The following is a 25,738-nucleotide window of genomic DNA, read 5'->3' as shown; positions in this document are numbered from 1 at the left end:
AGAGGGGCAGGGGATGACGGCGACCGTGAACCACCAGGAGCTGGCTGGCGCGCTGGACTCGGCGCGGCTGGAGCGTCGCGAGGTGGCGCCGCTCACCCGCGAGCGGCCGGAGCTGACGCTGGCGGATGCGTACGCCATCCAGGAGGCGGGCCTCCGGCTGCGCCTGTCCCGGGGCGAGCGCGTGGTGGGGCTGAAGATGGGGCTGACGTCCGAGGCCAAGCGCCGGCAGATGAACCTGGACTCGCCGGTGTACGGCGTCCTCACGGACCGGATGCAGGTGCCGGCGGAGGGCGTGATTCAGCTCGCGCAGGGCATCCACCCGAAGATTGAGCCGGAGATTGCCTTCCGGACGGGGCGCGAGCTGGGCGGGAAGGTGACGCGCGACGAGGTGCTGGACGCGTGCGTGTCGGTGTTCGCGGCGATGGAAATCCTCGACTCGCGCTACCGGGACTTCAAGTACTTCTCCCTGCCGGACGTGGTGGCGGACAACTCGTCGTCGTCGCTGTTCGTGGTGGGGACGGCCGAGCACCCGCCGCGCGCGCTGGATTTGACGCGGCTGGAGATGAAGATGTCCGTGAATGGCGAGGTGGTGCAGGCGGCGCGCTCGGACGCCATCTCCGGGGACCCGGTGGTGTCCGTCATCCAGCTCTGCGAGCTGCTGGCGACGCGCGGGCAGGTGCTGCCGGCCGGCAGCATCGTCCTGGCGGGCGCCGCCACCGCCGCGCACATGCTGCGGCCCGGAGACCGGGTGCAGCTCACGGTGGAGGGGCTGGGCACCGTGGCGGTGTCGGCGGCGTAGTCACGGGGCGGCGTCGCCGCGGGCCTCCAGCTCGTAGAGGTAGCGGCGGATGAGCTTCACCACGGCCTCGGGCGAGTTGAAGTTGAGCATGTGGCTGGCGCCCGGGACTTCCTCGAGCCGTCCCTGGGGAAGGGAGCGCACCAGCTCCTCCGCCCTGGCGTGGGGGACGATGCGGTCCTTCTCGCCGCGCACCACGAGCACGGGCGTGCGGACATGGGGCAGCTTCTCTTCGGGCGCATCGTCGCGCGCGGAGCGCAGGGCCTTGAGGGCGCGCAGGGCGCCGAAGGTGCGGTAGTCCTGGGCGAGGATGACGCTGAGCGAGGCGGGCTCACGGACGCCCTCGGCGAGCCAGCGCATGACCTGCCTGGGCGTGGCGCGGTGGCGGGCATCCAGCGAGGGCCCGAGCAGCACCAGCGGTCCGCAGCGCTCCGGGTAGCGCGAGGCGAAGTCCACGGCGAACTGGCAGCCCGAGGCATTGGCGACGAGGGCGGGGTTGGCGAGGCCGGCGGCGTCCATCCACGCGGCGAGCGAGTCCGCGAGGCCGGCGACGTCGAGCGGGCGGCGGGGCTTCTGGCTGCGGCCGAAGCCGGGCAGGTCCGGCGCGTAGACGCGGAAGTGGGGTGCGAGGCCCATGGCGGTGGGCACCATGTACGTGCTGGAGGCGACGAGGCCGTGCAGCAGGACGACGTTCCACGCGCGTCCGGGGACGGGCTGCGCGGAGACGCGGGTGTGGATGCGCAGGCCGTTGACGGTGTGCCACGTGCTGCGCAGCGCGCCGATGGGCAGGCCGCCCAGGCCTTCCAGTCCCCGTCTGCTTCCCGCGCGCTCGGCGAGGCGTAGACTCGTGTGTGCAAGCAGGCCCATTCCCGCTCCCTGGCTGTTCGAGGTCTGCCAGGAAGGTAGCCCCCAGGTCGCATGCAGGCAGCCCTGCGGCACCCGCCCGCCTGCCCGGGTACGGAGCGGGCGGGCAGTCCCGGCTCAGGCGGCGTGTCGGGTGATGACCTGCGTCACCTGCTGGCTCAGGAGCCGGAAAGGGTCCTTCCGGGTGGCCACGGGCGACGCGACGATGAGGTCTCCCAAGCCCGCGCGATAGAGCAGGTCGATGGTGGGCTCGCCACCCTTGAGCTGCTCGCTCAGGAGGAACCAGGCAGCCCGGAGGTACTGGCCGATGGCGCTCTCCGCGGGGACCCGGCTGCGTCCCTGCAACACCGCCTCGAAGGCCCGCTCCAGCCGGGGTGTGCCCGCGGAGGGCCCGCGCCGGACGAGCTCCATCTCGTTCAGCGCGTAGACGAGGCAGACCTCGGGTGAGGCGTGGTGGATGCCGGCGTAGGCCTCGGAGAGGTACGCGTCCACCTGCTTCGGGGGCACCACGCGTGGCATGAGCCACAGGCGCACGGCGTCGTAGTGGCCGTTGTCCGGCTCGAGCCGACAGGCGCGCTGGATGGCGTCCCAGGCCGCGCGCGGGCGGCCCTGGAGGTGCTCGATGCGGCACGACACCCACCAGAGCCACGGCGTGCCCGGGAAGCGCGCGAGCAGCAGGCCGGCTTCGCGCACGTAGCGCTGTCGCTCCCTTCCCCGCAGCAGCTCCAGGCTTCCCGAGTGCCGGGCCACGAGCGGTGACTTGCGCAGGGCACCCCCGAAGGCGGACTCCAGCCGGAAGTAGCGGGGCTTCAGCCGGGTGAGCATCGAGACGGAGAGTGGCTCAGGGACCCGTCCGGCGGCCTCGAGCACCTGTCCCCAGGCTCTCGACGCCAGGACGGGGTCGAGTCCTTCCACGAGGCAGGCGCACTGCTCGATGGCGGAGGCGAGGCGGACCTCCGGCGTGGGGTGCTCCAGGGTGAGCAGGGCCCTGGCCTCGGCGCGCGCCGCGTCGTGCAGGAGCGCGGCTGCCTCGAAGGCCCGTTCGCTGCCTCCTTCCGCGAGCAGCGCGGTGGCGCGGAGCTTCAGCCTCCCCGACTCACCCAGCCCGAGGTGGTAGCGCTCCGCGGTCATGGCTTCACCTTAGCCATGACGGCGACGTGGGGCGAGGCACACCAGAGCGACAGGTGCGCCTCCACCACGTCCGCGCGAGCCAGCAGCAGGGGCTGCTTGCCCGGCGCTCCTTCGCGTTCATTGCCTCGTCGCAGTTCCTCCAGCACCCGCGAGCCGCCCCGGCTTCGCCCCGCGACTTCCACCCCGCGCAGCGCCCCCGGTGTCACGTCCAGCAGGAGGTCTGGCGGCAGGCCCTTGCGCATGCTCACGACGCGACGGCCAGGAAGGAAGACGGAGACCGCGACGAGGGCGAGTCCATATGCGGCGAGCTCGGTGTCATGCTCGCGGTGCGCCGTGCGTCCCGCCCTCATCCGAGCCGCCCGTTCTTTGACGGACCGGTCATGCACGGAGAGCTGCTGGAGGTCCCAGCGGAGCGAGAGCTGAACCGACTCGGCCCGCTGACCGGGAGCGGACTCGTGGTGGACCATGAAGCGGAAGGGCTGTTGATGCCGCTGCTTCGCGCTGCCGGGGACCCAGGCGAGGACGCCCGGCACGGTATCCACCACCCAGTCGAAGTCCTGGCCCGCATAGAGCCGCTCCAGGGGATAGTCTATTGTTCGCACGACGTGAAAGGTAGTGCGCCGGGCTGACATGCGGCCGAAGCCGCACCGCCTCAGGGCTGCCGTACCCAGGCCCCCGCCGGAGGGTCCGCGGTGAGGTGCAGCGCGTGCTCGGCCAGCTCGGTGACGCAGGGCTCGAGCCTCGCGGCTCCGGGCTCCACGGCCTCCAGCAGGAAGGAGTGGGTGCCCCGGTGCTGCAGGCCCTGGGGCCAGCGGCCCTTCTCCGCGCGCTCCAGGTCCACCTCCGCCAGGGTGATGAGCGCGTCATGCTGGAGCCGCAGCAGGTCCACCCGCTCGGCGAACCTGGCGTAGCTGGCGCCGCTCGGCCCGTCGATGTCGAACAGTCCGCCGGTACTCCGTGCGTCGTACGCCTCGAACTCCCGCCGCCGCGCCTCGGGCCCCAGGTCCGCCACCAGCACCAGCGCGTCGAACCCCTTCACCAGCTTCCGCCAGGTGAGCCGCGCGACGAGCGGATTGGCCGGGGCGGGCAGCACGTCCGGCATCTGCGTGGCGACGTCTCTCGCCCCCGCTGGCAGCGCGGCCAGGTGCTCCGGGGACAGCAGCCCACCCATGAGCATGAGCTGCATCGTCACGGCCTCCTGCCTCAGCACCTGCGAGAAGGGCAGCCACCCCTCCGCCAGTCGCGACAGCTGCGCCACCGCCGCCCGCTTGCGCTCCAGCGGCGCCGCATCCAACGCCGCCGCGCAGGGCCGGTACATGAACCCATGCCCCGCCACGGAAACCATCTGTCCTATCAGCCCCCCACCCAGGCTCAGCTCCCGGCTCAGCGCCAGGGTGTCCACGCAGGTGTCCACCGCCTTCGCCGCCTGGCCCTCCTCGAGCAGCAGCCGCGTCTCCAGCGAGGCCAGCCGCATGAAGTACTGCAGCGCCAGCTTGCCCGTGTCCGCGTAAGGGTGCCGCGGAGACGCCAGGTCTCCCAGCTCCTCGGGCAGGCCGCCCTCTTCCTCGTGGGTGGCCGCCAGCACCCGCGCCAGCAGCTCCCGCCCCTTCTTCCACTCCTCACGGCACACCGGCGGCATCGCGGACGCGGGCTCCCGGCCCTCGATGAAGCCCTGGCAGGGGAACCCGGAGGCCGAGGGCTGGAAGGCCTCGGGTCGCTCGCGGTACAGCCGCAGCACTTCGTCCATCAGCGGCGCCAGCTGCTGCGCGAAGGTGCCGGACACCGTGGGCGTCACATGCGACGGGCGCGGGTAGCGGCGCCGCGCCAGCGCCCGTGTGTCCTCCACCAGCCGCTCCGCCAGCGGCCCCGTGCGCAGCGTCACGTAGGCCACGCCCCCGAGGCTCGCGAGGATGACGGCGAGCGCGCCGCCGACAACGGCGAGGAGGGGACGGTTGAGGGCCATGAGGGGGAACTCCAGGGGGGCGCCCGAGGTTCGCACGAAACGTCAGGCCCCGGGACTTCCTGCTCACTCCCTCCGCGCTTCACCGCCAGTCCGGGTGCCCTCCACCCGAGCAGGGGCTCCGGAGCTTCACCGCGGAAGCAGTGCCTCCACGTGCTCCATGGCCGGGCGGGCCTGGGCCGGGGGCCCGAGGCGTTGCAGCAGGTGGTCCGCCAGCTCCCGGGCCTGTCCGCGAATCTCCGGGACGGCCGTCGTCTCCCACAGCTCGCCCCGGCGCGGCGGGCCCAGCGTGTAGAGGCGGCCGGAGGCGAGGCCGCTCGCGTCCAGCAGCGCGCCATGCGGGTCCGTGGCCAGGCCCATGCCCAGCACGTCCGGACACACCCGCCCCGCCTCCGCCAGCGACCGGAGCAGCGGGTGGCCGCGGGTGATGGAGCCCTCCGGCCCCGTGCAGTTGACGACGTGGTCGACGTGCAGCACCTCCTCGCGCCCGTGCCCCCGGGGCCGCAGCCGCGCCTCCACGCCCGACGCCTCCAGCGCGAAGCTCTGCACGCGCGCCGCGTGGAGCTTCAGCCGGCCCTCGCGCCGCAGCCGCTCCACCGTGTCGCCGATGCTCGGCGCCATCCGGTGGCGGTGCACCTCCCAGTGCGAGCGCAGGTGGCGCAGGAAGCGCCGCCGCTCACCCTCCGTCATCCGGTGCCACAGCGGCACCGTCGCCGGCCGCAGCGCGTCCACCACCGTCCGCCAGTCCGCGCCCGCCTCCGTCGCGCGCCGCACCTCCTGGCGCATGATGCGCAGCACCGCGCGGATGCGGATGGGAATGGGGTGGAGCGTGCCGTCCGCGCCCACCCACTCGCCGCACTCGCGCAGCACCTCCTGGCGCAGCGCGCGCAGCACGTCCCGGATGCCGGGGGACGCGTACCGCGTCGGACAGTTCAGCGCGCCGGACTGGTGCACGTGCGGCAGCAGCCCGTGCCGCGACAGCGCGTGGATGACGCCCTGGTGCCCCCGCTCCTCCAGCGACAGCACGGTGTCCACCATGGTGAGGCCCGTGCCGATGAGCAGCACCGAGTCCCAGCGCCCCACGTCGCGCAGCGCGCCCGCGGCCCACGGTGAGCGGTGGTAGCGCTCGCTCGCGTACAGGCCCCCGTCCGGCACCCGCAGGTCCGAGGGCAGCGCGTTGCCGAGCGCCAGCACCGCCATCCGCGCCTCGAGCTGTCCACCCCCGGACAGCGTGAGCCGCACGCGGCCTGCCTCGTCGCGCAGGGACATCACCTCGCCCCGGAGCGTCTCCAGGTGGACGCCCGCGGGCGCGCGCGCCACCAGCTCGTCGAGCACCGACTCCAGATATTGGCCGTAGCGCTGGCGCGGGATGAAGTCGCCCGGCGCCGTGTCGGGCTGCTCCCGGCGCAGCCAGCGCAGGAAGTGCTCCGGGTCGTCCGGAAAGGCGCCCATCCTCGCCGCGGGAACGTTCAGCAGATGGCGCGAGCTGTCCGTGGAGTACGCAAGCCCCCGGCCCACGCGTCCGCTGCGCTCCACCAGGACAATCCGGAAGGGCGCCCGCGCGCTTCTCAGGAGGTTCATCGCCAGCAGCGTCCCGCTGGCCCCCCCACCGATGATGGCCACGTCCCAACAGCTCTGTGCTCGCACCGGGCAATCGTATGTCGCCACCCCGTCAACGGCATCCTCACCGCCCGCCCACTGTCCAGGCGTCACACCTGGGTCTGCATTGCTCCTCCCTGGCCGAGGGGTGGGTCGGTGTTCACACTCCGACGTACACCCCGGAGACACCATGCGCGAGCACGCCACCGAGGAACGAAGCGGGGAATGTCCGGACGTCGAGGAGCTGCTTGGCTGGTCGCTCCCTCAGCAGGCGGAAGAGATTCCCTCGGTGGAGTGGCTGATGGAGCGGCTGCGCTCCAGCAAGCCCGACTGGCGGCTGCTGGAGTCACTCGTCCACTTCGAGCCTGCCTCCTACGCGCGCCGCGTCCTCGCCCGCACGGACGCGTGCGAGCTGCTGCTGGTGTGCTGGCTGCCGGGCCAGGTCTCCCACGTGCATGACCATGGCGGCTCTTCGGGCGTGTCCTGGCTCTTGCGCGGCCGGCTTCGCGAGACGCGCTATGCGTGGGGCGGAGACCGGCTGCTCCAGGATGGCGCGGTAGACGCGGATGAGGGGGACTTCCTGCTGGAGCAGTCGGAGACCATCCACCGCATCCACAACGCGTCCCGCCACGGGGCCGTGTCGCTGCACGTGTACGCGCCACCCATGGTGGGAATGACCCGGTACGACACGAGCGTGACGCCGGGGCTTGACGCGCGGCTGGAGCTGCGCGGGGTGCTCAGGCCGCCGCGTCCGCCTGCTGACGCGGCGGCTGCGCGAAAGCGCCGGCCACGGGCAATGTGACGCGGAAGGTGCTGCCCTGGCCGGGCTCGCTGTCCACCGTGAGCGTGCCGCCCAGGGAGGTGATGATGCCATGGCACACCGCGAGCCCCAGGCCGGTGCCCACGCCGAGCGGCTTGGTGGTGAAGAACGGGTCGAAGATGCGGTCGCGGTGCTCGGGGGCGATGCCGCAGCCGGTGTCGCGAACCTCCACCTCCACGCGGCCGGGCAGGGCGGGGCGGGCCACCACGCGCACCTCGTTCTCCTCCACGTTGCCGGGGGCAATGGCCTGGGCGGCGTTGAGCAGCAGGTTGAGGAAGACCTGGCCCAGCCGCGAGCCACTGCCCTGGACGGGGGGAAGGCCCTCGCACTCGACGACGAGGCGCGCGCGGTGACGCAGCTCGTGCATGGCCATCTTCGCCGCCGTGCGCAGCACCGCCGCCAGGTCCGAGGGGCCGGTGCCCACGTCCTCGGCGCGGGACAGCGTCTGCAAATCCCTCACGATGAGCCGGATGCGCTCGGCGCCGTCGCGCGTCTCGGCGAGGGCCTCCAGGACTTCCTGCCGCTCCTGCTCGGACAGGCGCTCCTTCTGCTGGAGCTCCTGGTGGATGTACTCGAGGTTGCTGAGGATGAAGGCGAGGGGGTTGTTGATTTCGTGGCCCACGCCCGCGGCGATGCGCCCGAGCGCGATGAGGCGGTCCGCGAAGAGCAGCTGGGCCTGGGTGGCGCGCAGCTGCTCCAGGCTGCGGGACAGCTTGGCGTTGGCGGCTTCCAGGGCGGCGGTCCGCTCGCGGACGGTGGCCTCCAGCTGCTCGGCTTCTTCGCGCGGGGCGCGGGGGCGGACACCGCCCATGGTGGGGCCCTGGAGGGCGTCGAAGGCGCGCCTGAGCGTGCCGCGGCGCCGCGCCATCGCCGACATCAGCAGCACCCTCGCTCGCAGCGTCATCGCGTCCAGCTCCGGCGTCCCGCGTCTGCGCTCGGCGAGGCCCTGGCTCGCGGCAGACGGGGGGGCAGTCAACACCGGCGTCAGGGTAGGGAGCAAGGGACCAGAGGTGAGGGGACGAAGCGGCCCGCGCTGCCCTGCCAGGGTGCTCGCGGACCGGCCTCCCGTTCGTCGGAGGACAGCGTTGGAGAGTGGATGCCGCGGCTCAGGGGCAGCTACCGCAGTCCGACTTGCAGTTGTTGTACGCGGTACCGGTGCCGCAGTGCTCGGTGAACTGACACGTGCCGTCGCCGCACGTGTAGATTTCCTGCGGCCGGATGCGCGTGACGATGGGCCGGTAGTTCCTCCCGTTGTACGTGCACCGCAGGTAGTACGGCTTCGGGTCCGTCGTGGTCCCCGCCCGCTCGCACAGCTCCGAGCACCGGCCCACGTGGACGATGGGCGGGCAGTCCGACTGCGTGGCACTCGACGACAGTCCGCAGGCGCGCGCGGTGCTCTCGCTCGCGCTGAGGTAGCCCTGGTCGTTGGCCGCGTAGATGCCGTCACCATTGAAGAGGTTGCCGAAGAAGCACGCCTCCTTCTCGCTGTACGTCGCCAGCTCATAGGCCGTGTAGGGGATGGGCGTGTTCGTCGCGGTGCGGCCCAGCACGGAGATGGGGATGTGGATGCCGTACTTGTTGGCATGCGCCGCCAGGCAGGCGGACACCACCTCCTGCTCCAGCTCCGTCGCGGCCGCGCCGGAAGCCCAGCCCGGCGCCAGCCCCAGGCTGCCCGCCCAGGTGTACGTGACACCCGTCACCGGGTTCGTATAGGTCCGCGTCTGCCCCGCTGCCACCGCGCACCTCACCACGTACTGCATCAGCGCCGCCGCGTTCGCCGGGTTCTGGTTGAACCACGTGGAGAACCCATTGGTGGACAGGCCATTGGTGGACAGGCCATTCGTCGACAGGCCGTTGGTGGACAGGCCATTCGTCGACAGGCCATTGGTGGACAGCCCGTTCGCGGCCGCCTCCTCCGCCTGAATCACCCCCAGCGGATCAACCCCCACCTCCAGCTCCGCCCCCGGTCCACACCCGCCACCCCCCACCCCCAGTGTCAGGCTCAGCAACCCTCCCAGAAGCCAGCGGCGGGTCCGGCTGAGACTGACAGTGCATACGTTTCCATACAGCGAGGCTGGCGTGTGGCGCATGACGATTTCCCCCGTTTGCGGCGACCGGTGGGGCCGGCCGCCTTGTCACTTGCCAATTCCAGCTAGACCGCTAAATGACGCTGTAACTGGCAAGTGAGGCCAGCTTGACGGGTTTTCCCATAAGGGGAAATACGGTGAAGTGAGAACATTGCCGTATAGGTCTTCCCGAAAACACCCAGAGTGTGTGGTGCAAAACGGGCAGGAGTCCGGCTGAAGCCGGCTCAACTGTCCTTCACACTCTAAGGGGTTCTACGCAGGTTCCGGGAATTCCAAAGCCAGGGAGGCCGCCGGGGTGAGGGCGAAGCCTTCCTCCGTCCGGAGCTTCCAGGCGCCCACATCGGTGACGGGGCCGCCCACGACCTCGGACTCGCCGGAGTCGCCGCGCGTCTCGGCCTGGCCCAGGTGGATGCAGAGGTGGACGCGGGCATCGATGGGGTCGGCGAGCTTCTGCGCGGCCTGCTGGAGGATGCGCAGCGAGTTCTCCGCCTCGCGCAGGTACGCGGTGCGCTCCGGGCTGGGCGCGCCGTTCTCCAGCGGGCGCACGGCGAGGAGGCTGGTGCCGGACTGGAGCGCGAGGAGGAAGCCTCCGCCGCGCAGGCCCTGCTCGAGGCCATCCAGCACGTCCGCGAGCACGGCGTAGACGGCGTCGTCGTCCTGGACGGACGAGGCCAGCACCACCTCCGCATGGACGGCGAGCGCCAGGCGGGTGCGGCGGGCGGGCTGCACCGGCTCCTCGGCGGCCTCGCTGAGCGCGGCGAGGAAGACGCCCGCGCTGCCGTAGCGGCGGCTGCCGTCCTTCTCCAGGCAGCGCAGCACCACCGCGTCCACCGCGGGCGACACCGGGGCGATGGCGCTGGGCCTGGGCGCGGGGGCCTCCAGGTGCAGCCGCTCCAGTTCCAGCCGGTCCTCGCACTGGAAGGGATAGCGGCCGGTGAGCAGCTGGTGCAGCAGCACGCCCAGCGCGTAGATGTCCGTGTGCGGACCGATGGCCCCCCCGCGGAACTGCTCCGGCGCCATGGCGTGCGCGGTGCCCAGCCGCTGGCCGGCGATGGTGAGCCCCTCCTGCGAGGGCTCCGCGTGCATCAGCTTGGCGATGCCGAAGTCCAGGAGCTTCACCCGGGGCCGCTCACCTTCCTCCATGACGAGGATGTTGCTGGCCTTCAGGTCGCGGTGGACGACGCCCGCGCGGTGGGCCGCGTCCAGCGCCGCGCAGACGGGCTCCAGGTAGGCGAGCGCTCGCGAGGCCGACAGCCTGCCGCGCTCCTGGACGACCTGGCTCAGCGTGCGCCCGGTCAGCAGCTCCATGACGTAGTACGGACTGCCGTCCGGCATCAGCCCGAAGTCGTACACGTCCACGATGTTGGGGTGGTGGATTTGATTCACCACCCGCGCCTCGCGCACGAAGCGCTTGAGCATCTCGCCCTGGTCGGCCAGGTGCGGATGGAGGACCTTCACCGCGGCCCTGCGGCCGAGAATCCGGTGCTCCGCTTCATAGACGCTGCCGTGGCCGCCAGAGGCCAGCAGTGCCTTGAGGACGTACTCACCGGCCAGCGTTCCTGGGCCGCGCTCAGACCGGGGCGTATCTCCGCGCTCCCGCTCGAAGGAGCTGAGGTCCGCCCGGGCCTGGATGCGGAAGGTGCTCTCGGAATCCGCCGCCATGGGTGGACCACTCTACCACCATTCCTCCGGACTCCCGCTGCACGGGCCGGGCCCCGGAGGCTCGCCGCGCCGCGCCAACCAGGCCCGTGCGTTCACCACCCATCAGCCGGGAGCCCCCCGGGCAGACAGGGTGTCGGCTGGCTTATGATCGGGCGGCCCACCACACCCCGGGGGATTGGACGTGCAGTGCCCGGGGCTGCTGGATTCCTGGGTGTGGCGACACGCGGAGAGGCAGGGGTCGGGCGGGTGGGCTGGGGCCGTACGCGGGCGCCGGGGGGCATCGACATGACGACGCTGGACGACCTCACCACGTGCGCGGGCCTCGCCTTGGCTCCGCCGTCTTCAACCGGTGCCTGCCTCATCCTCATCAGCACCACCACCCCGGCCGCCATCGGCAAGGCGTACCGCCTGGAGCCGGGAGAGCACGTCATCGGCCGTGGCTCCGACGCCACCGTGCGCATCGACGACCACGGGGTGTCCCGCAAGCACGCCCGCATCATCCGCACGGACGAGGGCGCGTGCCACGTGACGGACCTGGAGTCCACCAACGGCACGCTGCTCAACGGCGTGCCCGTCACCACCGCCGAGCTGCAGGAAGGTGACAGGCTGCAGATTGGCACCGTCACGGTGTTCCGCTTCTCCAAGCGGGAGGTACTGGAGCAGCGCGAGGAGCAACTGCGGCAGGCGCTGTCCGCCGCGCGCGTGGGCATCTGGGACTGGAACGCGCTGAGCGGCCAGGTGACGTGGAGCGAGCAGGTGGACCGGCTCTTGGGGCTGGCGGTGGGCAAGCTGTCCGGGCGGGCCATGGACCTGGCGGAGGTGGTGCACCCGGCGGACCTGACGCGGGTGCGCGCCACGCTGAGCATCGCCCTGGAGAAGAAGACGCCGGTGGACGTGGAGTACCGGATTGAGACGCAGGGCAGCGGCTGGCGCTGGATTTCCTGCAAGGGTGACGTGCTGTGCGACGCGTCCGGCATGCCCGCGCGGGTGACGGGCACGGTGATGGACATCACCGCGCGCAAGCAGGCCGAGCAGGAGCTGCAGCGCCAGTCGCTCATCTTCGAGAGCATCTACGACGGCGTGGTCATCATCGACCTGAGCGGCGGCATCATCGACTGGAACACCAGCGCGGAGCGGATGTTCGGGCGCCACAAGTCGGAGGCGCTGGGCCAGACGCTCTTCAGCGTGCTGCACCCCGGGGAGCCGGACCGGCTCACCAGCCAGGTGCTCACCGCGCTGGAGGAGCAGGGGCGCTGGTCGGGAGAGCTGGAGTTCCGCCGCAGGGACGGCACCACGTGCTGGTGCGAGTCCGTGGTGGTGCCGCTGCGCGACAGCGAGGGGCGCTCCATCGCCAACATCATGGTCCACCGCGACACGTCGGAGCGCAAGCAGCTCCAGGCGCACCTGGTGGTGGCGGACCGGCTGGCGTCGGTGGGCACGCTGGGCGCGGGCGTGGCGCACGAAATCAACAACCCGCTGGCCTACATGCTCGTCAACCTGCACCTCATCCGCGAGGGGCTGGACCGGCTGGAGAGCCAGGCGCCCGCGGCGCCCATCGCCTCGCTGCAGCAGCTGGTGCGCGAGACGACGGAGGGCGCGGAGCGCATCGCCACCATTGTGAGGGACTTGAAGGTCTTCGCGCGCGGCGAGCAGGAGACGCGGCTGATGCCGGTGGACGTGCGCCGGGCGGTGGAGCTGGCGTGCAAGATGGCGGACAACGTCATCCGCCACCGCGCGCGGCTGGTGACGGAGTTCGAGCCGGTGGCCCCGGTGGAGGCCAGCGAGTCCCGGCTGTGCCAGGTGTTCCTCAACCTGCTGCTCAACGCGGCGCAGGCCATTCCCGAGGAGGGCCCCGCGGCGCAGGACCACGAAATCCGCGTGGTCATCCGCGCGGGTGAGCGGGGCCGGGTGGTGGTGGAGGTGCGCGACACCGGCGTGGGGATGTCGCCGGAGGTGCTGGGCCGCATCTTCGACCCGTTCTTCACGACCAAGCCGGTGGGCGTGGGCACGGGGCTGGGGCTGTCCATCTGCCACGGCATCATCGAGTCCATGGGTGGCTCCATCCAGGCGGAGAGCGAGCCCGGCCGGGGCAGTACGTTCAGGGTGGTGCTGTGCGCCGCAACCCGCGAGCTGGAGGTGCTGCCGCGCCTGTCCGCGGCCATGCAGGCCAACGCGCGGGCGAAGATCCTCGTCGTCGACGACGAGCCCAACGTGACGCTGGCGCTGCAGCGCTCGCTGGCGGCGGACCATGAGGTGGCGACGGCGAACAGCGCCCAGGCCGCGCTGCGGCTGGTGAGCGAGGGCGGGCGCTTCGACCTCATCCTGTGTGATGTGATGATGCCCGGGATGACGGGCATGGACCTCTACAACGAGCTGGGCCGCTGCGCCCCGGAGCAAGCAGGACGCATGGTGTTCATGACAGGAGGTGCCTTCACCCCGCGCACGGTGTCGTTCCTGCGCGACGTGCCGAACCTCAAGATTTCCAAGCCGCTGGACCTCACGCAGCTGCGTGAGCTGGTGGGACGCTCCGCCGAGGCCGGGCGATGAGCCCGACCCCGAGCCCCGCCGTGTCCGACTCACTCGCGCCAGACTCGCCGGCCTCCGGAGCCGCGCCCCGCCTGGCCCCGGTGGCCGCCGTGGTGCCCGAGGCGCCCGCGCCGCGTGAGCTGACGGTGCGCTCGGTGGCGGTGGGCCTGTTCATCGGCGGGCTGCTGTCCGTCACCAACGTGTACATGGGGCTGAAGATTGGCTGGTGGGAGAGCGGCTCGCTCGTCGCGGCGGTGCTGGGCTTCGGCGCGCTGGCGACGGTGTCCCGCCGCCAGGGCTCGCCGTACACGCCGCTGGAGAACAACATCACCCAGACGGCCGCGTCCTCGGTGGGCGCGATGCCGGCGGCGGCGGGCCTCCTGGGCGCGCTTCCCGCGCTGACGCTGCTGGGAGTCTCCGTGCCCGGCTGGGGCGTGGCGCTGTGGAGCGTGGCGCTGGGCACGCTGGGCGTGCTGGCCGCGCACCTGCTGCGCCGCAGGCTGGTGGTGGAGGAGGCGCTGCCCTTTCCCACCGGCATCGCCACCGCGGAGCTGATCACCGCCATGCACGCGCCTTCGCAGCCCCAGGCCTCCACCGGCCGGAGCGGGTGGCTGCTGTCGGCGGTGGCCGGGGTGTCCGTGGCCGTCACCGTGCTGCGGGATGCCGTCAAGGTCCTGCCGGGAATGACGGCGCTGCCGGGCTCGGTGGGCGGTGTGCCGTTCGCCACGCTCGGCTGGGGCGTGGGGTGGAGCCCCATGCTGCTGGCCATCGGGATGATGACGGGCCTGCACCTGTCGCTGAGCATCCTGGCCGGGGCGGTGGTGGGGTGGGGCGTGCTCGCGCCCTGGCTGGAGGGCTCGGGCGCGCTGAAGGCCGGCGGCTACACGGGGGACATGGGCACGTGGCTCACCTGGCCGGGCGTGGGACTGCTGCTGGGCTCGTCGCTCGCGGCCGTGCTGGCGCAGGCGCGAGACTTCCTGGGGGCCGCGAAGGACATGGGCGCGCTGGGCCGCACGGGCGGTGGCGGCGCGCTGCCGCGCTGGGCCGTGGGCGCGGGGCTGGCGGCGTGCGCGCTGGCCGTGGCGCTGGGCGCCTCCCTCTTCGGGCTGGGCGTGCCGTACATGCTGCTGGCGCTGGTGCTCGTGCTGCCGCTGTGCGCGGTGTGCGCGCGGAGCGCGGGGCAGGTGGACGTCTCGCCGGTGTCGACGATGGGCCAGATTGCGCAGGTCCTCTTCGGTGGCCTGCTGCCCGGGGCGCTGGGCCCCAACGTGACGTCGGGGGCGGTGACGTCGGGCGCGGCGGCCCAGACGGGCGTCAGCATGTGGTCGCTCAAGGCGGGCCACCTGCTGGGGGCCACGCCGCGCCGGCAGCTGGTCGCGCAGCTGGTGGGCGTGCTCGCGGGCTCGGTGGTGGCGGTGCCGGCCTACCTGCTGCTGGCCAAGGCGTATGGCGTGGGCTCACAGGAGCTGCCCGCGCCCTTCGCGCGCCAGTTCCACGCGGTGGCGGAGCTGGCCGTGCGGGGCCTGGGAGGGCTACCGCCGCACGCGGGCCTGGCCACGCTCGTGGCCGCCGGGGTGGGGGCGCTGCTGACGGTGGCGGCGCGAGGCCGGGTGGCGAAGTGGCTGCCGCTGCCGTTCGCCATGGGCATCGGCTTCATCCTCCCTCCCTTCTACGCGGTGTCCATCTGCCTGGGCGCCGTGGGGGTGGCACTGGCGCGCCGACGCTGGCCGGACGCGACGGACCGGAACGTGTCCACGCTGGGCACGGGCGCCATCGCTGGCGAGTCCCTCACCGGGGTGCTCATCGCCGCGCTGATTGCGCTGGGACTCATGCAGCAGGGGTGACGTCCCTCACCCGCTCCAGCGCGCGGCGGATGCGGCCCTCCATGAGGTTGGGCACGTGGATGGCGCGCTCCAGGGCCTCGTGCAGCACGCGCGAGGCCTCGCCAACGTCGCCCCGGCGCAGCGCCGCCAGCCCCATCATCTCCAGCACCTCCAGGGGCTCCTGCTCCACGGACACCTGGGCCGAGCGCTCGCGCAGCGCCCGCCACTCGTCCGCCGGGGCGTCGCGCGTGGCCAGCTCCACCATGGCGAAGAGCACCTCCTCGGAGGGGCTCAGCTCCACCGACTGCCCGCCGTCCGCCAGCACCTGCCGCACCTGGGCCAGGACCTCCCTCGCGCGCGTGTGCCGGCTCGTCCATGCCATGGCCCGCGCCTGCAGCAGCAGCGCCCACGGGCGCGACGCCACCTCCGGGTGCCGGCGCTCCAGCGCAATCGCCCGGGCGATGTGCGGCGCCGCGGCGTCCACGTCGCCTGCCTGGTAGTGCAGCTCGCCCAGGTTGTGCTCGGCGAAGTACTCCCAGCCCACCATGCCCAGCTCGCGGCCCAGGTGCATGAAGCGCTCCTGGTCCTTCAGCGCGCTGGCTAAATCTTTACGCGCCACCCACAGGTTGCGGCGGTTGTTGATGGCGCTGCCCAGGTGGAAGCGGTCTCCACGCTCGGTGCACGCGTCGATGACCTCCGTCAGCACGCGGTCCGTCTCGTCGATGTCGCCCAGGTTGGGGAGGATGACGGCCAGCAGCAGCTGCGCCACCACCTGCGTCTCGTAGCCCGCGTCCCCCAGCCTGCGGGCGCGCTCGGCGGCGGCCTCCAGGGGCATGCGCGCCTCCTGCCACTCGCCCTTGCGGAACTGGGCGCGGCCCAGCGCCAGCAGCAGCCGGGCCTGCACATAGGGCGACTCCACGCGGGCCGCCAGCGCCTGGGCCTCCTGCGCGCGGCCCTCGCTGCGCGCGTAGTCGTTCGTCCAGTCCAGCGCCATGGCCTCGTCCAGCAGCAGCTCCACCTCCGTGCGCGCGTCGCCCAGCAGCCGGGCCCGCTCGCGCGCGGCGGCGAAGTCCGCCAGCGAGTCGTCATACCGGCCGATGCGGATGCGCATCAGCCCCCGGCCGCGCAGCGCGGTGAGGCAGCGCAGCTCGTCCGAGGCCTCCAGGAGCTCCAGCGCCCGCGTGTACATGGCCTCCGCGTCGAGGAAGGCGTGACGGCCGCGTGCGGACTCCGCCAGGTCGATGGAGAGCGCGGCGGCCTCGTCCCGCAGGCCGGCGGCGGCGGCGTGCAGGGCCAGGCGGGGCAGGCGCTGGCGCTCGCTGGCCCCCGCCGGGCCCAGGTAGTAGCGGTACGCGGCGTGGTGGATGCGCTGGCGCTCGGCGGCGGGCAGGGTGGAGGCCACGGCCTCGCGCAAGAGCTCGTTACGGAAGCTCAAGCCCTCCTGGCGGTGGGCCACCAGCAGGCCGGAGTCGAGCAGGCGCCGGGTGGCGTGGCCCGCGTCCAGCGGGAAGCCGCCCGCGGCGCCGTCGCGCTCCAGCTCCCGCACCACGCCCTCCGCCGTCGCGGCGGTGAAGTCCGTGCCCAGCAGGGCGCACAGCCGCGCGTGCGCGGCGAGCGACGGAGGCAGCGCGCCCAGCTCGCGGTCCGCCAGCCACTCCACCAGCCGCAGCTCGGGTACCTTCTCCAGCCCGTCGGTGACGAGGTACCAGCTGCCGCCGGGCGCGCGCTGGCGCACCAGCCCCTGGCGCTTGAGGCCGCGCACCAGCTCCACCACGTAGAGGGGCACGTGCTGGGCGCGCTCGACGATGCGCTCCACCGCCTGCGCGGGCACGTTCTCCACCGGCTTGAGCAGCATGCGGCACAGCGCCTGCGCCTGGTCCGCCGGCAGCGCGGGCAAAGACAGCGTGGCCTGCCGCGCGGCGCGGGTGCCCCAGGTGGGGCGGCTCTTCTCGAAGCCCGGCCGCGCCAGCACGCACACCCACAGCGGGACGCTCGCCTCGGCGAGGCAGGCGTACTCCAGCGCGTCCAGCGCCGTCTCCTCGGCGAAGTGCGCATCGTCGATGACGAGGCACAGCGGGCGCTCGCGGGCGTTGGCCGCCAGCAGCTCGCCGGTGGCGCGCATGGCCAGCGAGCGCAGCGCGCCAGGGGCCGCCGCCCAGCTCTGCAGCTCCGGCCCGCCGGGCGCATACCAGCCCAGGGAGGCGGCCACGCCGGGCCACAGCTCGGAGCCCAGCGTGGGGCCCAGCCGCTGGTGGATGGCGGTGCGGCCCTGCTCCTCCGTGTCCGTGTCCTCCCGCTCGAAGGCGGTGAGCGCGCAGCGCAAGAGCGTGCGCAGGGTGCCGTCCGGGTCGCCCTGCACCGGCTCGCGCGAGCGCGTGGAGTACACCCGCGCATGGGGCAGCATGGCCTGGAGCCGGCGCGCCAGCGTGGCCGCGAGGTGGCTCTTGCCGTGGCCCCGCTCGCTCAGCACCGTGACGAGCGTGGGCGCGGCCTCGCCCACCGCGGAGCGCGCGCTCTCCAGCAGCGAGGCCAGCTCCGCCTCGCGGCCCACCAGCACCTCGCTGCCCAGCTGGAGGACGGTGATGTCCGGGCGCGGCGCCGCTCCCGGGGGCGCGGGGCGCAGCAGGCCACGCAGGCCCGGCACCTCCATGCAGGGGACCTCCGGCACGGCCTCCGCGGCGGCGGGGGACAGCAGCAGCCCGTGCGCGTCCGGGCCGGTGGGGTAGCGGTCCTCGCGCGAGAGGATGGCGCCCAGGTAGCGCGGGGTGCCGGTGGGGCGGCGCTGCACGGTGACGGCGGACACGTCCACCAGCGCGCCGGGGGACAGGCCCCGCTCGGCCAGCCCCTCCGCGGCGCGCATGGCGCGGCGCACCGGGTTCTCCCCCACGTCCGGGTCGAAGACGGCGGCGATGCGCGGCCCGTCCGTGAAGGCCATGTGGCCGCCGTAGGAGCCCAGGGCCTTCTGGAGCGACACGGGGTTGGCGCGCGAGGTGAGGAAGAGGACGGCGACGGAGCGGCGCACCTGCGCGGGGCGGGGCTCTCCGGGGGCCGCGGGCCGGAGCGAGGCCGGCTCCGCCGGGTGGCGCGCGTGCTCGAAGGCCTCGCGCAGCACGGTGGCCAGGGCGGTGGCGTCCTCCGGGCGGCGGGCGCGCTCCTTGGCGAGGCAGCGCAGGACGACCTCTTCCAGCGCGGGTGGCACCGGCGCGAAGTCCGACGGCGGCGGGGGCCGCAGGGACAGGTGGGCCTGGAGCACGTCCGGGGTGGGGCCGAAGAAGGGCGGCCGGCCGGTGAGCAGCTCGTAGAGGAGCACGCCCAGCGCGTACACGTCCGTGCGCGGGTCCACGTCCGCGTTGCCCGCGCACTGCTCGGGGGCCATGTACTCCGCGGTGCCGGCGAAGCCGGAGTTGTCGCTGGAGGTGGACCCCACGGGCAGCGCCACCGCCTCCGTGGAGGTGCCGCGCACCAGGCCGAAGTCGAAGACGCGCACACGGCCGGACACGTCGTCCAGGAAGAGGTGCTCCGGCTTCAAGTCGCAGTGCGTCAGCCCCCGCGCGTGGACCTGGGCCGCCGTGTCCACCACCGCCAGGGCGCGCGCCGCCAGCTCGTCACCGCGCAGCGGCCCGGAGACGCGCGCCAGCCGGTCCGCCAGCGTGGGCAGGGGCAGGTACTCCATGGCGAGGAAGCGCGCGCCGGTGGTCAGGGTGCCGAACTCGTACAGGGCGGGCACGGTGGGAGGGCCCAGCACGCGCAGGGCCTCTGCCTCGCGCACCAGCTGCGCGCGGCCCAGCACGCTGCCGCCGCGCGCCAGCTTGATGGCCACGCGCCTGCCGTCCGAGGCCCGCCAGGCGCCCAGCAGCACGCCGAAGCCGCCGTGCGCCACGACGCGCTCCACCTGGTAGCCCGGGATGACGGGCAGGGGGGTGAGCACGTCGGACAATGCGGCGCTCCCCCCGGCCAGGGGCGGACCCGGTGGGCATGGCGCGTGGGAACCTTCCCAGCGCCGCCCACATGTCTGACAGCGCGGCACGGAGGGCACTCTACGTCAGGTGCCCCCGCGAGTCAGATTCCGGCGGGCCCGCGGGCCAGGACGCGGTGGGTCGTCCCCTACCGGTGCACCCCGGACCTTGGACCGGGGTGCCTTTGCACTTTGCCCAGGGGAGCGGCTCGAGCCGGACTACGGCACCTCCACCGCGCGCAGCAGGGCGGTGTCCGAGTTGGGGGCGCGCACGCGCAGCAGCAGGGCGTCGCCGGACTTGGCCGCGTTGAGGGCGCGAGACACGTCCTCCGCGCTGCCAATCTTCTGGTCCCCTACCTGGACGAGCACCATGCCGGGCACCAGGCCCGCGCGCTCGGCGGGGCTGCCGGGCTCCACCGCCATCACCTGCACGCCGTCCTGCGTCTGGGACAGCTGCACGCCCAGCCGGCGCGGGGCCGTCGCCTGGGCATTGCGCGGCGCGACTTCCTCCTCGCCCTGCATGGCCGGCCGCGTGCCCAGCGTCACCTCCACCGTCTGCGGCTTGCCCCCGCGCAGGAGCTCCACCTTCACGCGGCTGTCCGGCTTGAGCAGGGCCACCGTGCGGGTGAGCACTCCGGCCGAGTCCACCGGCTTGCCCTCCACGGAGGTGATGATGTCCTCCTCGCGCAGGCCGGCGCGGGCGCCGGGGCCGTTCGGGGTGAGGCCCGCCACGACGGCGCCCTTCGTCGCCTGCACGCCCATGGCGCGCGCCAGCTCCGGGGTGAGGTCCTGGATGGACAGGCCCAGGTAGCCACGCCGGACGACGCCGTTGTCCTGCAGCTGCGGCAGCAGCCCACGGATGAGGTTGCTGGGCACCGCGAAGCCGATGCCGGTGGCGCCGCCGATGATGGCCGTGTTCATGCCCACCACCTCGCCCTTCATGTTGAAGAGCGGCCCGCCGGAGTTGCCGGGGTTGATGGCGGCGTCCGTCTGGAGGAACTCGTCGTAGGGGCCGGCGTGGATGTCGCGCGCCCGGGCGGAGAGGATGCCCGCGCTGACGCTGGAGGCCAGGCCGAACGGGTTGCCGATGGCCATCACCGCGTCGCCCACGCGCAGCACGTCCGAGTCGCCCAGCGGCACGGCGGGCAGGTTGGCCGGCGCGTTCTTCATCTTCAGCAGCGCCACGTCGGTGAGCGGGTCTCTTCCCAGCACCTCCGCGTCGAAGGCGCGGCCGTCATCCAGCTTCACGCGCACCACGTCCGCGTCCTGCACCACGTGGTTGTTGGTGAGCACCGTGCCCGACGCGTCGATGATGAAGCCGGAGCCCGCGCCCTGGCGCGGCGGCGTCTGGCCCTCGAAGCCGCCCATGCCGGGCGGCATGCCGAAGCGCTCCCCGAAGCCGGGCGGCAGCCGCTGCATGCCGGACATGCGCTTGGGCCGCGCCTGTACCTCCACGTTGACGACGGCGCCCTTCACCGCGTCCACCAGCGGCGCCAGCGAGGTGAGCGTGCCGGGCGCACCGGAGGCCGCGGGGCTGTAGAGCGCCTGCTGCGCGGGCACGTTGGGTGAGGCCGGCGGCGTGGGCGCTGGAGCCGCGGCGGCCTTCACCGCGGGCGGGGTGGCCGCGGCGTTGGCGGAAGCCTGGGAAGAGCCCTGGGCCTGTCCACCGCATGCGACGAGCGTGGCGGCGGGAAGGAGGGCCAGGGCGCTGAGGAAGCGGCGAGACGGGAGCGAGCAGGCCATCGGTCGTTCTCCTTGAGCGGGCCGGAGGTGCTTCCCGGCCGGAGAGGGATAGAAGTCTCGGTTCGAGCGTGGAGCCGACGCCCGGCGCGCCCCACCTTGGAGGGGTGCTGATGATGTCCACCCGCGTGGCGTCCCCCGACTCCTCGCGGCGGTCATTCATTGCCTGGGGCCCATCGTGCGAAGGCCCCACGCCCGAACCGATGCCGGGTGACATTGCAGCCCGTGGGCCAACGCCTCACGCGGGGTGGTTTCCCTCTGGGCCCGCGGCCTTCCCCGCCTCGAAGGGGCGAAATGGGGCGTGGCAAACTGCCCCAGCCGGGGCATTTCTCCGCGGGGCAGGACGCCACACGGCCCCGCCCGCGTGTAGGGCAGGGTAGCGAGCTCGCGCCGTGCTTCGTCTTCCTTGGAGGGCGAGATGGACTTCACGGTGTCGCACCGCCTGGAGCGCGCGTGGCATGGCCAATGCTTTGTCCGGCCGGGCCTGTCGGTGCCCCGTCTGCCCATGTGGGAGGGACGCGGGTGACGGGCGAGCCCACCACACCGCAAGGAGCCGACATTGATGGGGCCGGAAGAGAGCGCTGGAATGCAGGCGGAGACGCGGACGTGCCCGCCCTCGACGCGGGAGTGGGCGACGCGACGGGGGGCGCCGCGCGTGCTGGTGGCGGACGACCAGCCGGAGATGCGGGCGCTGCTGCGGCGGGCCCTGCTGCGCAAGGGCTATGACGTGGTGGAGGCGCCTGACGGGCCGGGCCTGGTGAAGGCCATCGTCGACGGCCTGATGGAGCAGCGGACGCAGGGGCCGGACCTCATCGTCTCCGACGTGCGCATGCCTGGCTTCTCCGGCCTGGAGGTGCTGGCCCGGCTGCGGCGTGACGGCTGGACGACGCCCTTCGTCCTCATCACCGCCTTTGGCGACGCGCAATTGCACGCGGATGCGACAAAGCTGGGCGCGGCGTGTGTGCTCAACAAGCCGTTCGCCATGGAGGACCTGTGCGCGGCAGTGGAAGCGCTCGTGCCTCCGCTGCGCTGAGCGGTAAGGTGCGCCGCCATGAGGCTGTCCCCGCGGAACCCGTCCTGGCTGCTGACCCTGAGCGCGCTGAGTGTGGGCTGCACTCCCGCCCTCCGGCCCGTTCCGGAAGGCACGGAGGGCCCCGAGCACCCGGTGCCCGAGCGGCGCGTGGCCCGCATCGTCCAGGAGTATCCGCACGCGACGGACGCCTTCACGCAGGGGCTCGTCTTCCACCAGGGGCACCTCTTCGAGAGCACCGGCCACGAGGGCACGCTGCGGCAGCTCTCCTTCGACTCGGCGGAGCCGGTGTGGCTGGAGGAGCTCGGGGACATCTTCACCGAGGGGCTGGCCAGCGACGGTGAGCGCCTCTACCAGCTCACCTGGACGGAGGGCCTGCTCTTCACGTGGAGCGGCATGCCCCCGCGCCGGGAGAAGACGACGCGCTACGCGGGCGACGGCTGGGGCCTGTGCTACTGGCAGGGGAAGCTGGTGCGCAGCGACGGCAGCTCCACGCTGACGTTCCATGCGGTGGAGGACTTCCGCGTGCTGGGCACCGTGGAGGTGACGCTCCAGGGGCAGCCCGTGGACCAGCTCAACGAGCTGGAGTGCGCCAACGGCGTCATCTACGCCAACGTGTGGCACAGCTCGGACGTGGTGGAGATAGACCCCTCCACGGGCCGGGTGGTGGCCGTCATCGACGCGTCAGAGCTGGTGCGCGCGGTGGCGCCGGCGCTGACCAGCCGCGAGTCGGTGCTCAACGGCATCGCCGTGGAGCCCGGCACCGGCCGCATGTTCATGACGGGCAAGCGGTGGCCCCGGCTGTTCGAGGTGCGGCTGGAGCCCGCGGGCTAGGGCTTCTTCGCCGTCGCCTCGTCGTCGCGCTCCAGCTTGCGGTAGAGCGTCTTGCGGTCCACCCCGAGCACGCGCGCGGCCAGCGTCCGGCTGCCGCCCACCGCCTCCATCACCCGGTGGATGTAGCGGCGCTCCACCTCTTCCAGCGTCACCAGCTCCGACGGGTCCGTGTTCTCCGGCACCGCCTTGGGCTGGCTGTAGTTGCGCACGCGCTCCGGCAGGTCATCCACGGTGAGCTGCTCGAAGGAGGTGAGGGCCACCGCGCGCTCGATGCAGTTCTGCAGCTCGCGCACGTTGCCCGGCCACCCGTACGTGAGCAGCCGCTGCGCCGCGGCCGGAGACAGCCCCACCACGCGCTTGCCGGTGCGCGCGGCGAACTGCTCGATGAAGCGCTGGGACAGGGCGAGCACGTCGTTGCCGCGCGCCCGCAGCGGCGGCAGCTCCACGCCGATGACGTTGAGCCGGTAGTAGAGGTCCTCGCGGAAGCGGCCCTCCTCCACGGCCAGCTCCAAGTCCCGGTTGGTGGCCGCGACGATGCGCGCGTCGAAGGGCACCTCGGTGTCCCCACCCACCGGGCGCACCACGCGCTCCTGCAGCGCGCGCAACAGCTTGGGCTGGAGCGTGAGGGGCAGCTCGCCCACCTCGTCCAGGAAGAGGGTGCCGCCGTGGGCCTGGACGAAGAGGCCGGTGCGCGCCGCCTTGGCGTCGGTGAAGGCGCCCTTCGCGTGGCCGAACAGCTCGCTCTCCAGCAGGGCCTCCGGCATGGCCGCGCAGTTGAGGGCCACGAAGGGCCCGCTCTTGCGCCGGCCGCGCGCGTGGACGGCCCGGGCGGCCACCTCCTTGCCGGTGCCGCTCTCACCCGTAATCAGCACCGTGGAGTCCAGGTCCGCCACGCGGTCGATGAGCGCGTAGGCCTGCTTCATGGCGAGGCTCTCGCCCACCACGGCGTCGCCGTCGTCGCGGCGGCCCAGCTCCTGGCGCAGCCGGCGCACCTCGTCGCGCAGGGCGCGGTGCTGCACGGCGCGCTCCAGCACCAGCACCAGCGCGTCCACGTCGATGGGCTTGGTGACGAAGTCGTACGCGCCCGCGCGGATGGCGGCCACCGCCGTCTCCAGGCTGCCGAAGGCCGTCACCACCACCACGGGGATGTCCGGGCGGTTGAGGGCGATGCGCTCGCACAGCGCCAGCCCGTCCATGCCGGGCATGCGCAGGTCCGTCAGCACCACGTCGAAGTCCTCGGCGGCCAGCCGCGTCAGGGCCTCGTCCGCGGACGGCAGCGCCACCGGCGTGAAGCCCCGGCGCGTCAGTCCCTTCTCCAGCATGGCGCGCATCTCGCGCTCGTCCTCGACGACCAGGACGCGGCCCGGCATCAGCTTCCTCCTCGTGGCAGGTAGATGGAGAAGCAGCTACCGCGTCCGGGCTCGCTGCGCACGGCAATCCAGCCTCCATGGTCCCTCACCAGACCATAGGACACGGACAGGCCCAGGCCGGTGCCCTCGCCCACGTCCTTGGTGGTGAAGAAGGGCTCGAAGACGTGGGGCAGCACGTCGGCGGGGATGCCCTCGCCCTCGTCCTCCACGTCCAGCCGCACGTAGTCGGCCACGGGGCCTCCCAGGGCCTCGGGCGGCGCGGCGCGCTCCTCCACGGCGCGCACGCGCAGGGTGCCCGGCCGCTTCATGGCCTGCAGGCCGTTCATCACCAGGTTCGTGAGCACCTGCTGCACCTGCCCGCCGTCGACCTCCACCGCCAGCCCGGCGGGCACCTGGGCCTCCAGCGCGACGCTGCGCTTGGACGCCATGGGGCGCAAAAGGGAGAGCGAGCGCTCGACCAGCTCCTGCACGTCCTCCGTGGCGCGCTGGAGCGGGCGGCGGCGGGCGAAGTCCAAGAGCTGGCGGATGATGCCCGTCATGTGCTGGGCCTGCTGGGAGATGATGTTGGCGCACTCGCCCACCTCCTCGCCCTCGGCCTCGCCGCTGGAAATCATCTTCGCCCGGCCCATGACGACGTTGAGCGGCGTGCCCAGCTCGTGGGCGACGCCCGAGGCGAGCTTGCCCACGGTGGTGAGCCGGTCCGCGTGGCGCAGGTGGTCCACGGCGGACAGCCGCGCCGCCGTCTCCGAGGCCAGCCGCGCGCGCGTCTCCTCGAGCTGCTCGCCCATGCGGTTCATGGCGCTGGCCAGCGTGGTCAGCTCGTCGCCGCGCTTCTGGGGCAGGCGCACGCGGGCGGTGAGGTCTCCCCGGCCGATGCGGTCCGCGAGCTGGACGAGCTGCTGCACGGGCTCGCCCACCAGGCGCCGGCCCATGGCCATGGCGGCGATGAGGAAGGCGAGCGTAATCGCGGCGGTGGCGGCGATGGTGCCCATCACCACGGTGCGCACGTGCATGCGCTGCTCGCCCAGCGACTCGGTGATTTCGATGGCGCCCAGGCGCGTGCCGTTGATGACGACCGGCGTGTACGAGTGCAGCAGGCCGGGCTCCGGGCTGGGGTCCACCATGGAGCCGTCCATCCCCGAGCGCAGCGCGGCGAGCAGGCGTGGCGGGAAGGAGCCCATGGGCGGGGTACCGGGCCCGCCGTCGAGCCACACCCAGCGCAGGTGCACCTGCTCCTGGAAGCGGTTGGACTGGTGGAGGAGGGTGAGGGCCTCGCGCTCGCCGGCGAGCTGCCACGCCTTGCCGATGGCGCCCGCCAGCGTGTGGCCGAGCAGCCGGTGGTCGAGCTGCATGTCCAGGGCGGAGCGCTCCAGCTCCCGACGCACCTGGATGTACTGCAGCCCGGAGATGACGGCCACAGCGAGCAGCACGAGGGCCAGGGTGAACTTGCGAGCGAGTCTCACGGTCGGTTTCGAAGAGAGAGGGCCCGGTCCGCGCGTGAGGGGGAAAGCGCACGGACCGGGGCCGTGGGTACTCAGAAC

Annotated in this window: 18 protein-coding genes; 6 read left to right on the top strand and 12 right to left on the bottom strand. The window is 72.9% G+C overall.

Annotation, left to right across the window (positions count from 1 at the left end):
• Nucleotides 1-13 precede the first annotated feature (13 nt).
• Entirely contained in the window at nt 14-799 is a 786-nt protein-coding gene (locus LXT23_RS00600; RefSeq protein WP_253978069.1) for a 2-keto-4-pentenoate hydratase, read from the top strand.
• Here LXT23_RS00600 and LXT23_RS00595 read toward each other — a convergent pair whose 3' ends face one another.
• From LXT23_RS00595 to LXT23_RS00575, 5 genes are all read right to left on the bottom strand, one after another.
• Nucleotides 800-1,663: an alpha/beta fold hydrolase gene (locus LXT23_RS00595; protein WP_253978068.1), complete on the bottom strand. Its 864-nt coding sequence runs from the start codon at nt 1,661-1,663 to the stop codon at nt 800-802.
• 114 nt (nt 1,664-1,777) lie between these two features.
• On the bottom strand, nt 1,778-2,791 hold the full coding sequence (locus LXT23_RS00590; RefSeq protein ID WP_253978067.1) for a hypothetical protein: 1,014 nt from the start codon (nt 2,789-2,791) through the stop codon (nt 1,778-1,780).
• Entirely contained in the window at nt 2,788-3,393 is a 606-nt protein-coding gene (locus LXT23_RS00585) for a hypothetical protein (RefSeq protein WP_253978066.1), read from the bottom strand. The genes LXT23_RS00590 and LXT23_RS00585 overlap by 4 nt, the downstream gene beginning before the upstream one ends.
• 50 nt (nt 3,394-3,443) lie before the next feature.
• Nucleotides 3,444-4,754: a hypothetical protein gene (locus LXT23_RS00580; RefSeq protein WP_253978065.1), complete on the bottom strand. Its 1,311-nt coding sequence runs from the start codon at nt 4,752-4,754 to the stop codon at nt 3,444-3,446.
• A 126-nt stretch (nt 4,755-4,880) separates the two neighbouring features.
• Nucleotides 4,881-6,398 (bottom strand): FAD/NAD(P)-binding protein, encoded by a 1,518-nt coding sequence (locus LXT23_RS00575; protein WP_253978064.1) that lies wholly within the window; start codon nt 6,396-6,398, stop codon nt 4,881-4,883.
• Between the two features lie 142 nt (nt 6,399-6,540).
• On the opposite strand from LXT23_RS00575, the gene LXT23_RS00570 reads away from it, so the two are divergent.
• Nucleotides 6,541-7,152: a cysteine dioxygenase gene (locus LXT23_RS00570; RefSeq protein WP_253978063.1), complete on the top strand. Its 612-nt coding sequence runs from the start codon at nt 6,541-6,543 to the stop codon at nt 7,150-7,152.
• On the opposite strand, the gene LXT23_RS00565 is transcribed toward LXT23_RS00570, so the two are convergent.
• From LXT23_RS00565 to LXT23_RS00550, 3 genes are all read right to left on the bottom strand, one after another.
• Nucleotides 7,088-8,074, bottom strand: a complete 987-nt coding sequence (locus tag LXT23_RS00565; protein ID WP_253978062.1) for a sensor histidine kinase — start codon at nt 8,072-8,074, stop codon at nt 7,088-7,090. The genes LXT23_RS00570 and LXT23_RS00565 overlap by 65 nt on opposite strands.
• Before the next feature lie 202 nt (nt 8,075-8,276).
• Complete coding sequence (locus LXT23_RS00560) at nt 8,277-9,260, bottom strand: hypothetical protein (RefSeq protein ID WP_256560476.1); 984 nt, start codon at nt 9,258-9,260, stop codon at nt 8,277-8,279.
• Nucleotides 9,261-9,509: 249 nt separating this feature from the next.
• Nucleotides 9,510-10,919 (bottom strand): serine/threonine-protein kinase, encoded by a 1,410-nt coding sequence (locus tag LXT23_RS00550; protein WP_253978061.1) that lies wholly within the window; start codon nt 10,917-10,919, stop codon nt 9,510-9,512.
• A 285-nt stretch (nt 10,920-11,204) separates the two neighbouring features.
• Here LXT23_RS00550 and LXT23_RS00545 point away from each other — a divergent pair, with 285 nt between their 5' ends.
• Nucleotides 11,205-13,466, top strand: a complete 2,262-nt coding sequence (locus LXT23_RS00545; protein ID WP_253978060.1) for a PAS domain-containing protein — start codon at nt 11,205-11,207, stop codon at nt 13,464-13,466.
• Complete coding sequence (locus tag LXT23_RS00540; RefSeq protein WP_253978059.1) at nt 13,463-15,289, top strand: OPT/YSL family transporter; 1,827 nt, start codon at nt 13,463-13,465, stop codon at nt 15,287-15,289. Before LXT23_RS00545 ends, LXT23_RS00540 begins: the two co-directional genes overlap by 4 nt.
• On the opposite strand, the gene LXT23_RS00535 is transcribed toward LXT23_RS00540, so the two are convergent.
• Nucleotides 15,273-19,295, bottom strand: a complete 4,023-nt coding sequence (locus LXT23_RS00535; protein WP_253978058.1) for a serine/threonine-protein kinase — start codon at nt 19,293-19,295, stop codon at nt 15,273-15,275. The genes LXT23_RS00540 and LXT23_RS00535 overlap by 17 nt on opposite strands.
• Nucleotides 19,296-19,442: 147 nt before the next feature.
• Nucleotides 19,443-20,966 (bottom strand): Do family serine endopeptidase, encoded by a 1,524-nt coding sequence (locus tag LXT23_RS00530; RefSeq protein ID WP_253978057.1) that lies wholly within the window; start codon nt 20,964-20,966, stop codon nt 19,443-19,445.
• Nucleotides 20,967-21,549: 583 nt separating this feature from the next.
• Here LXT23_RS00530 and LXT23_RS00525 point away from each other — a divergent pair.
• Nucleotides 21,550-21,996 carry a response regulator transcription factor gene (locus tag LXT23_RS00525; protein WP_253978056.1) on the top strand — a complete coding sequence of 149 codons (447 nt, stop codon included), beginning with the start codon at nt 21,550-21,552 and terminating at the stop codon, nt 21,994-21,996.
• A gap of 18 nt (nt 21,997-22,014) precedes the next feature.
• A complete protein-coding gene (locus LXT23_RS00520; protein WP_253978055.1) occupies nt 22,015-22,827 on the top strand; it encodes a glutaminyl-peptide cyclotransferase in 813 nt (270 codons plus the stop codon).
• Here the strand turns inward: LXT23_RS00520 and LXT23_RS00515 are convergent.
• On the bottom strand, nt 22,824-24,197 hold the full coding sequence (locus LXT23_RS00515; protein ID WP_253978054.1) for a sigma-54-dependent transcriptional regulator: 1,374 nt from the start codon (nt 24,195-24,197) through the stop codon (nt 22,824-22,826). The two genes, LXT23_RS00520 and LXT23_RS00515, sit on opposite strands and share 4 nt — an antisense overlap.
• The gene (locus tag LXT23_RS00510) at nt 24,197-25,660 is read right to left on the bottom strand and encodes a sensor histidine kinase (protein ID WP_253978053.1); all 1,464 of its coding nucleotides are present in this window, start codon (nt 25,658-25,660) and stop codon (nt 24,197-24,199) included. The genes LXT23_RS00515 and LXT23_RS00510 overlap by 1 nt, the downstream gene beginning before the upstream one ends.
• Nucleotides 25,661-25,738 lie beyond the last annotated feature (78 nt).

The organism is Pyxidicoccus xibeiensis (genome assembly GCF_024198175.1).
Classification (GTDB): Bacteria; Myxococcota; Myxococcia; order Myxococcales; family Myxococcaceae; genus Myxococcus; species Myxococcus xibeiensis.
This window is presented reverse-complemented; position numbering and strand designations above follow the sequence as displayed.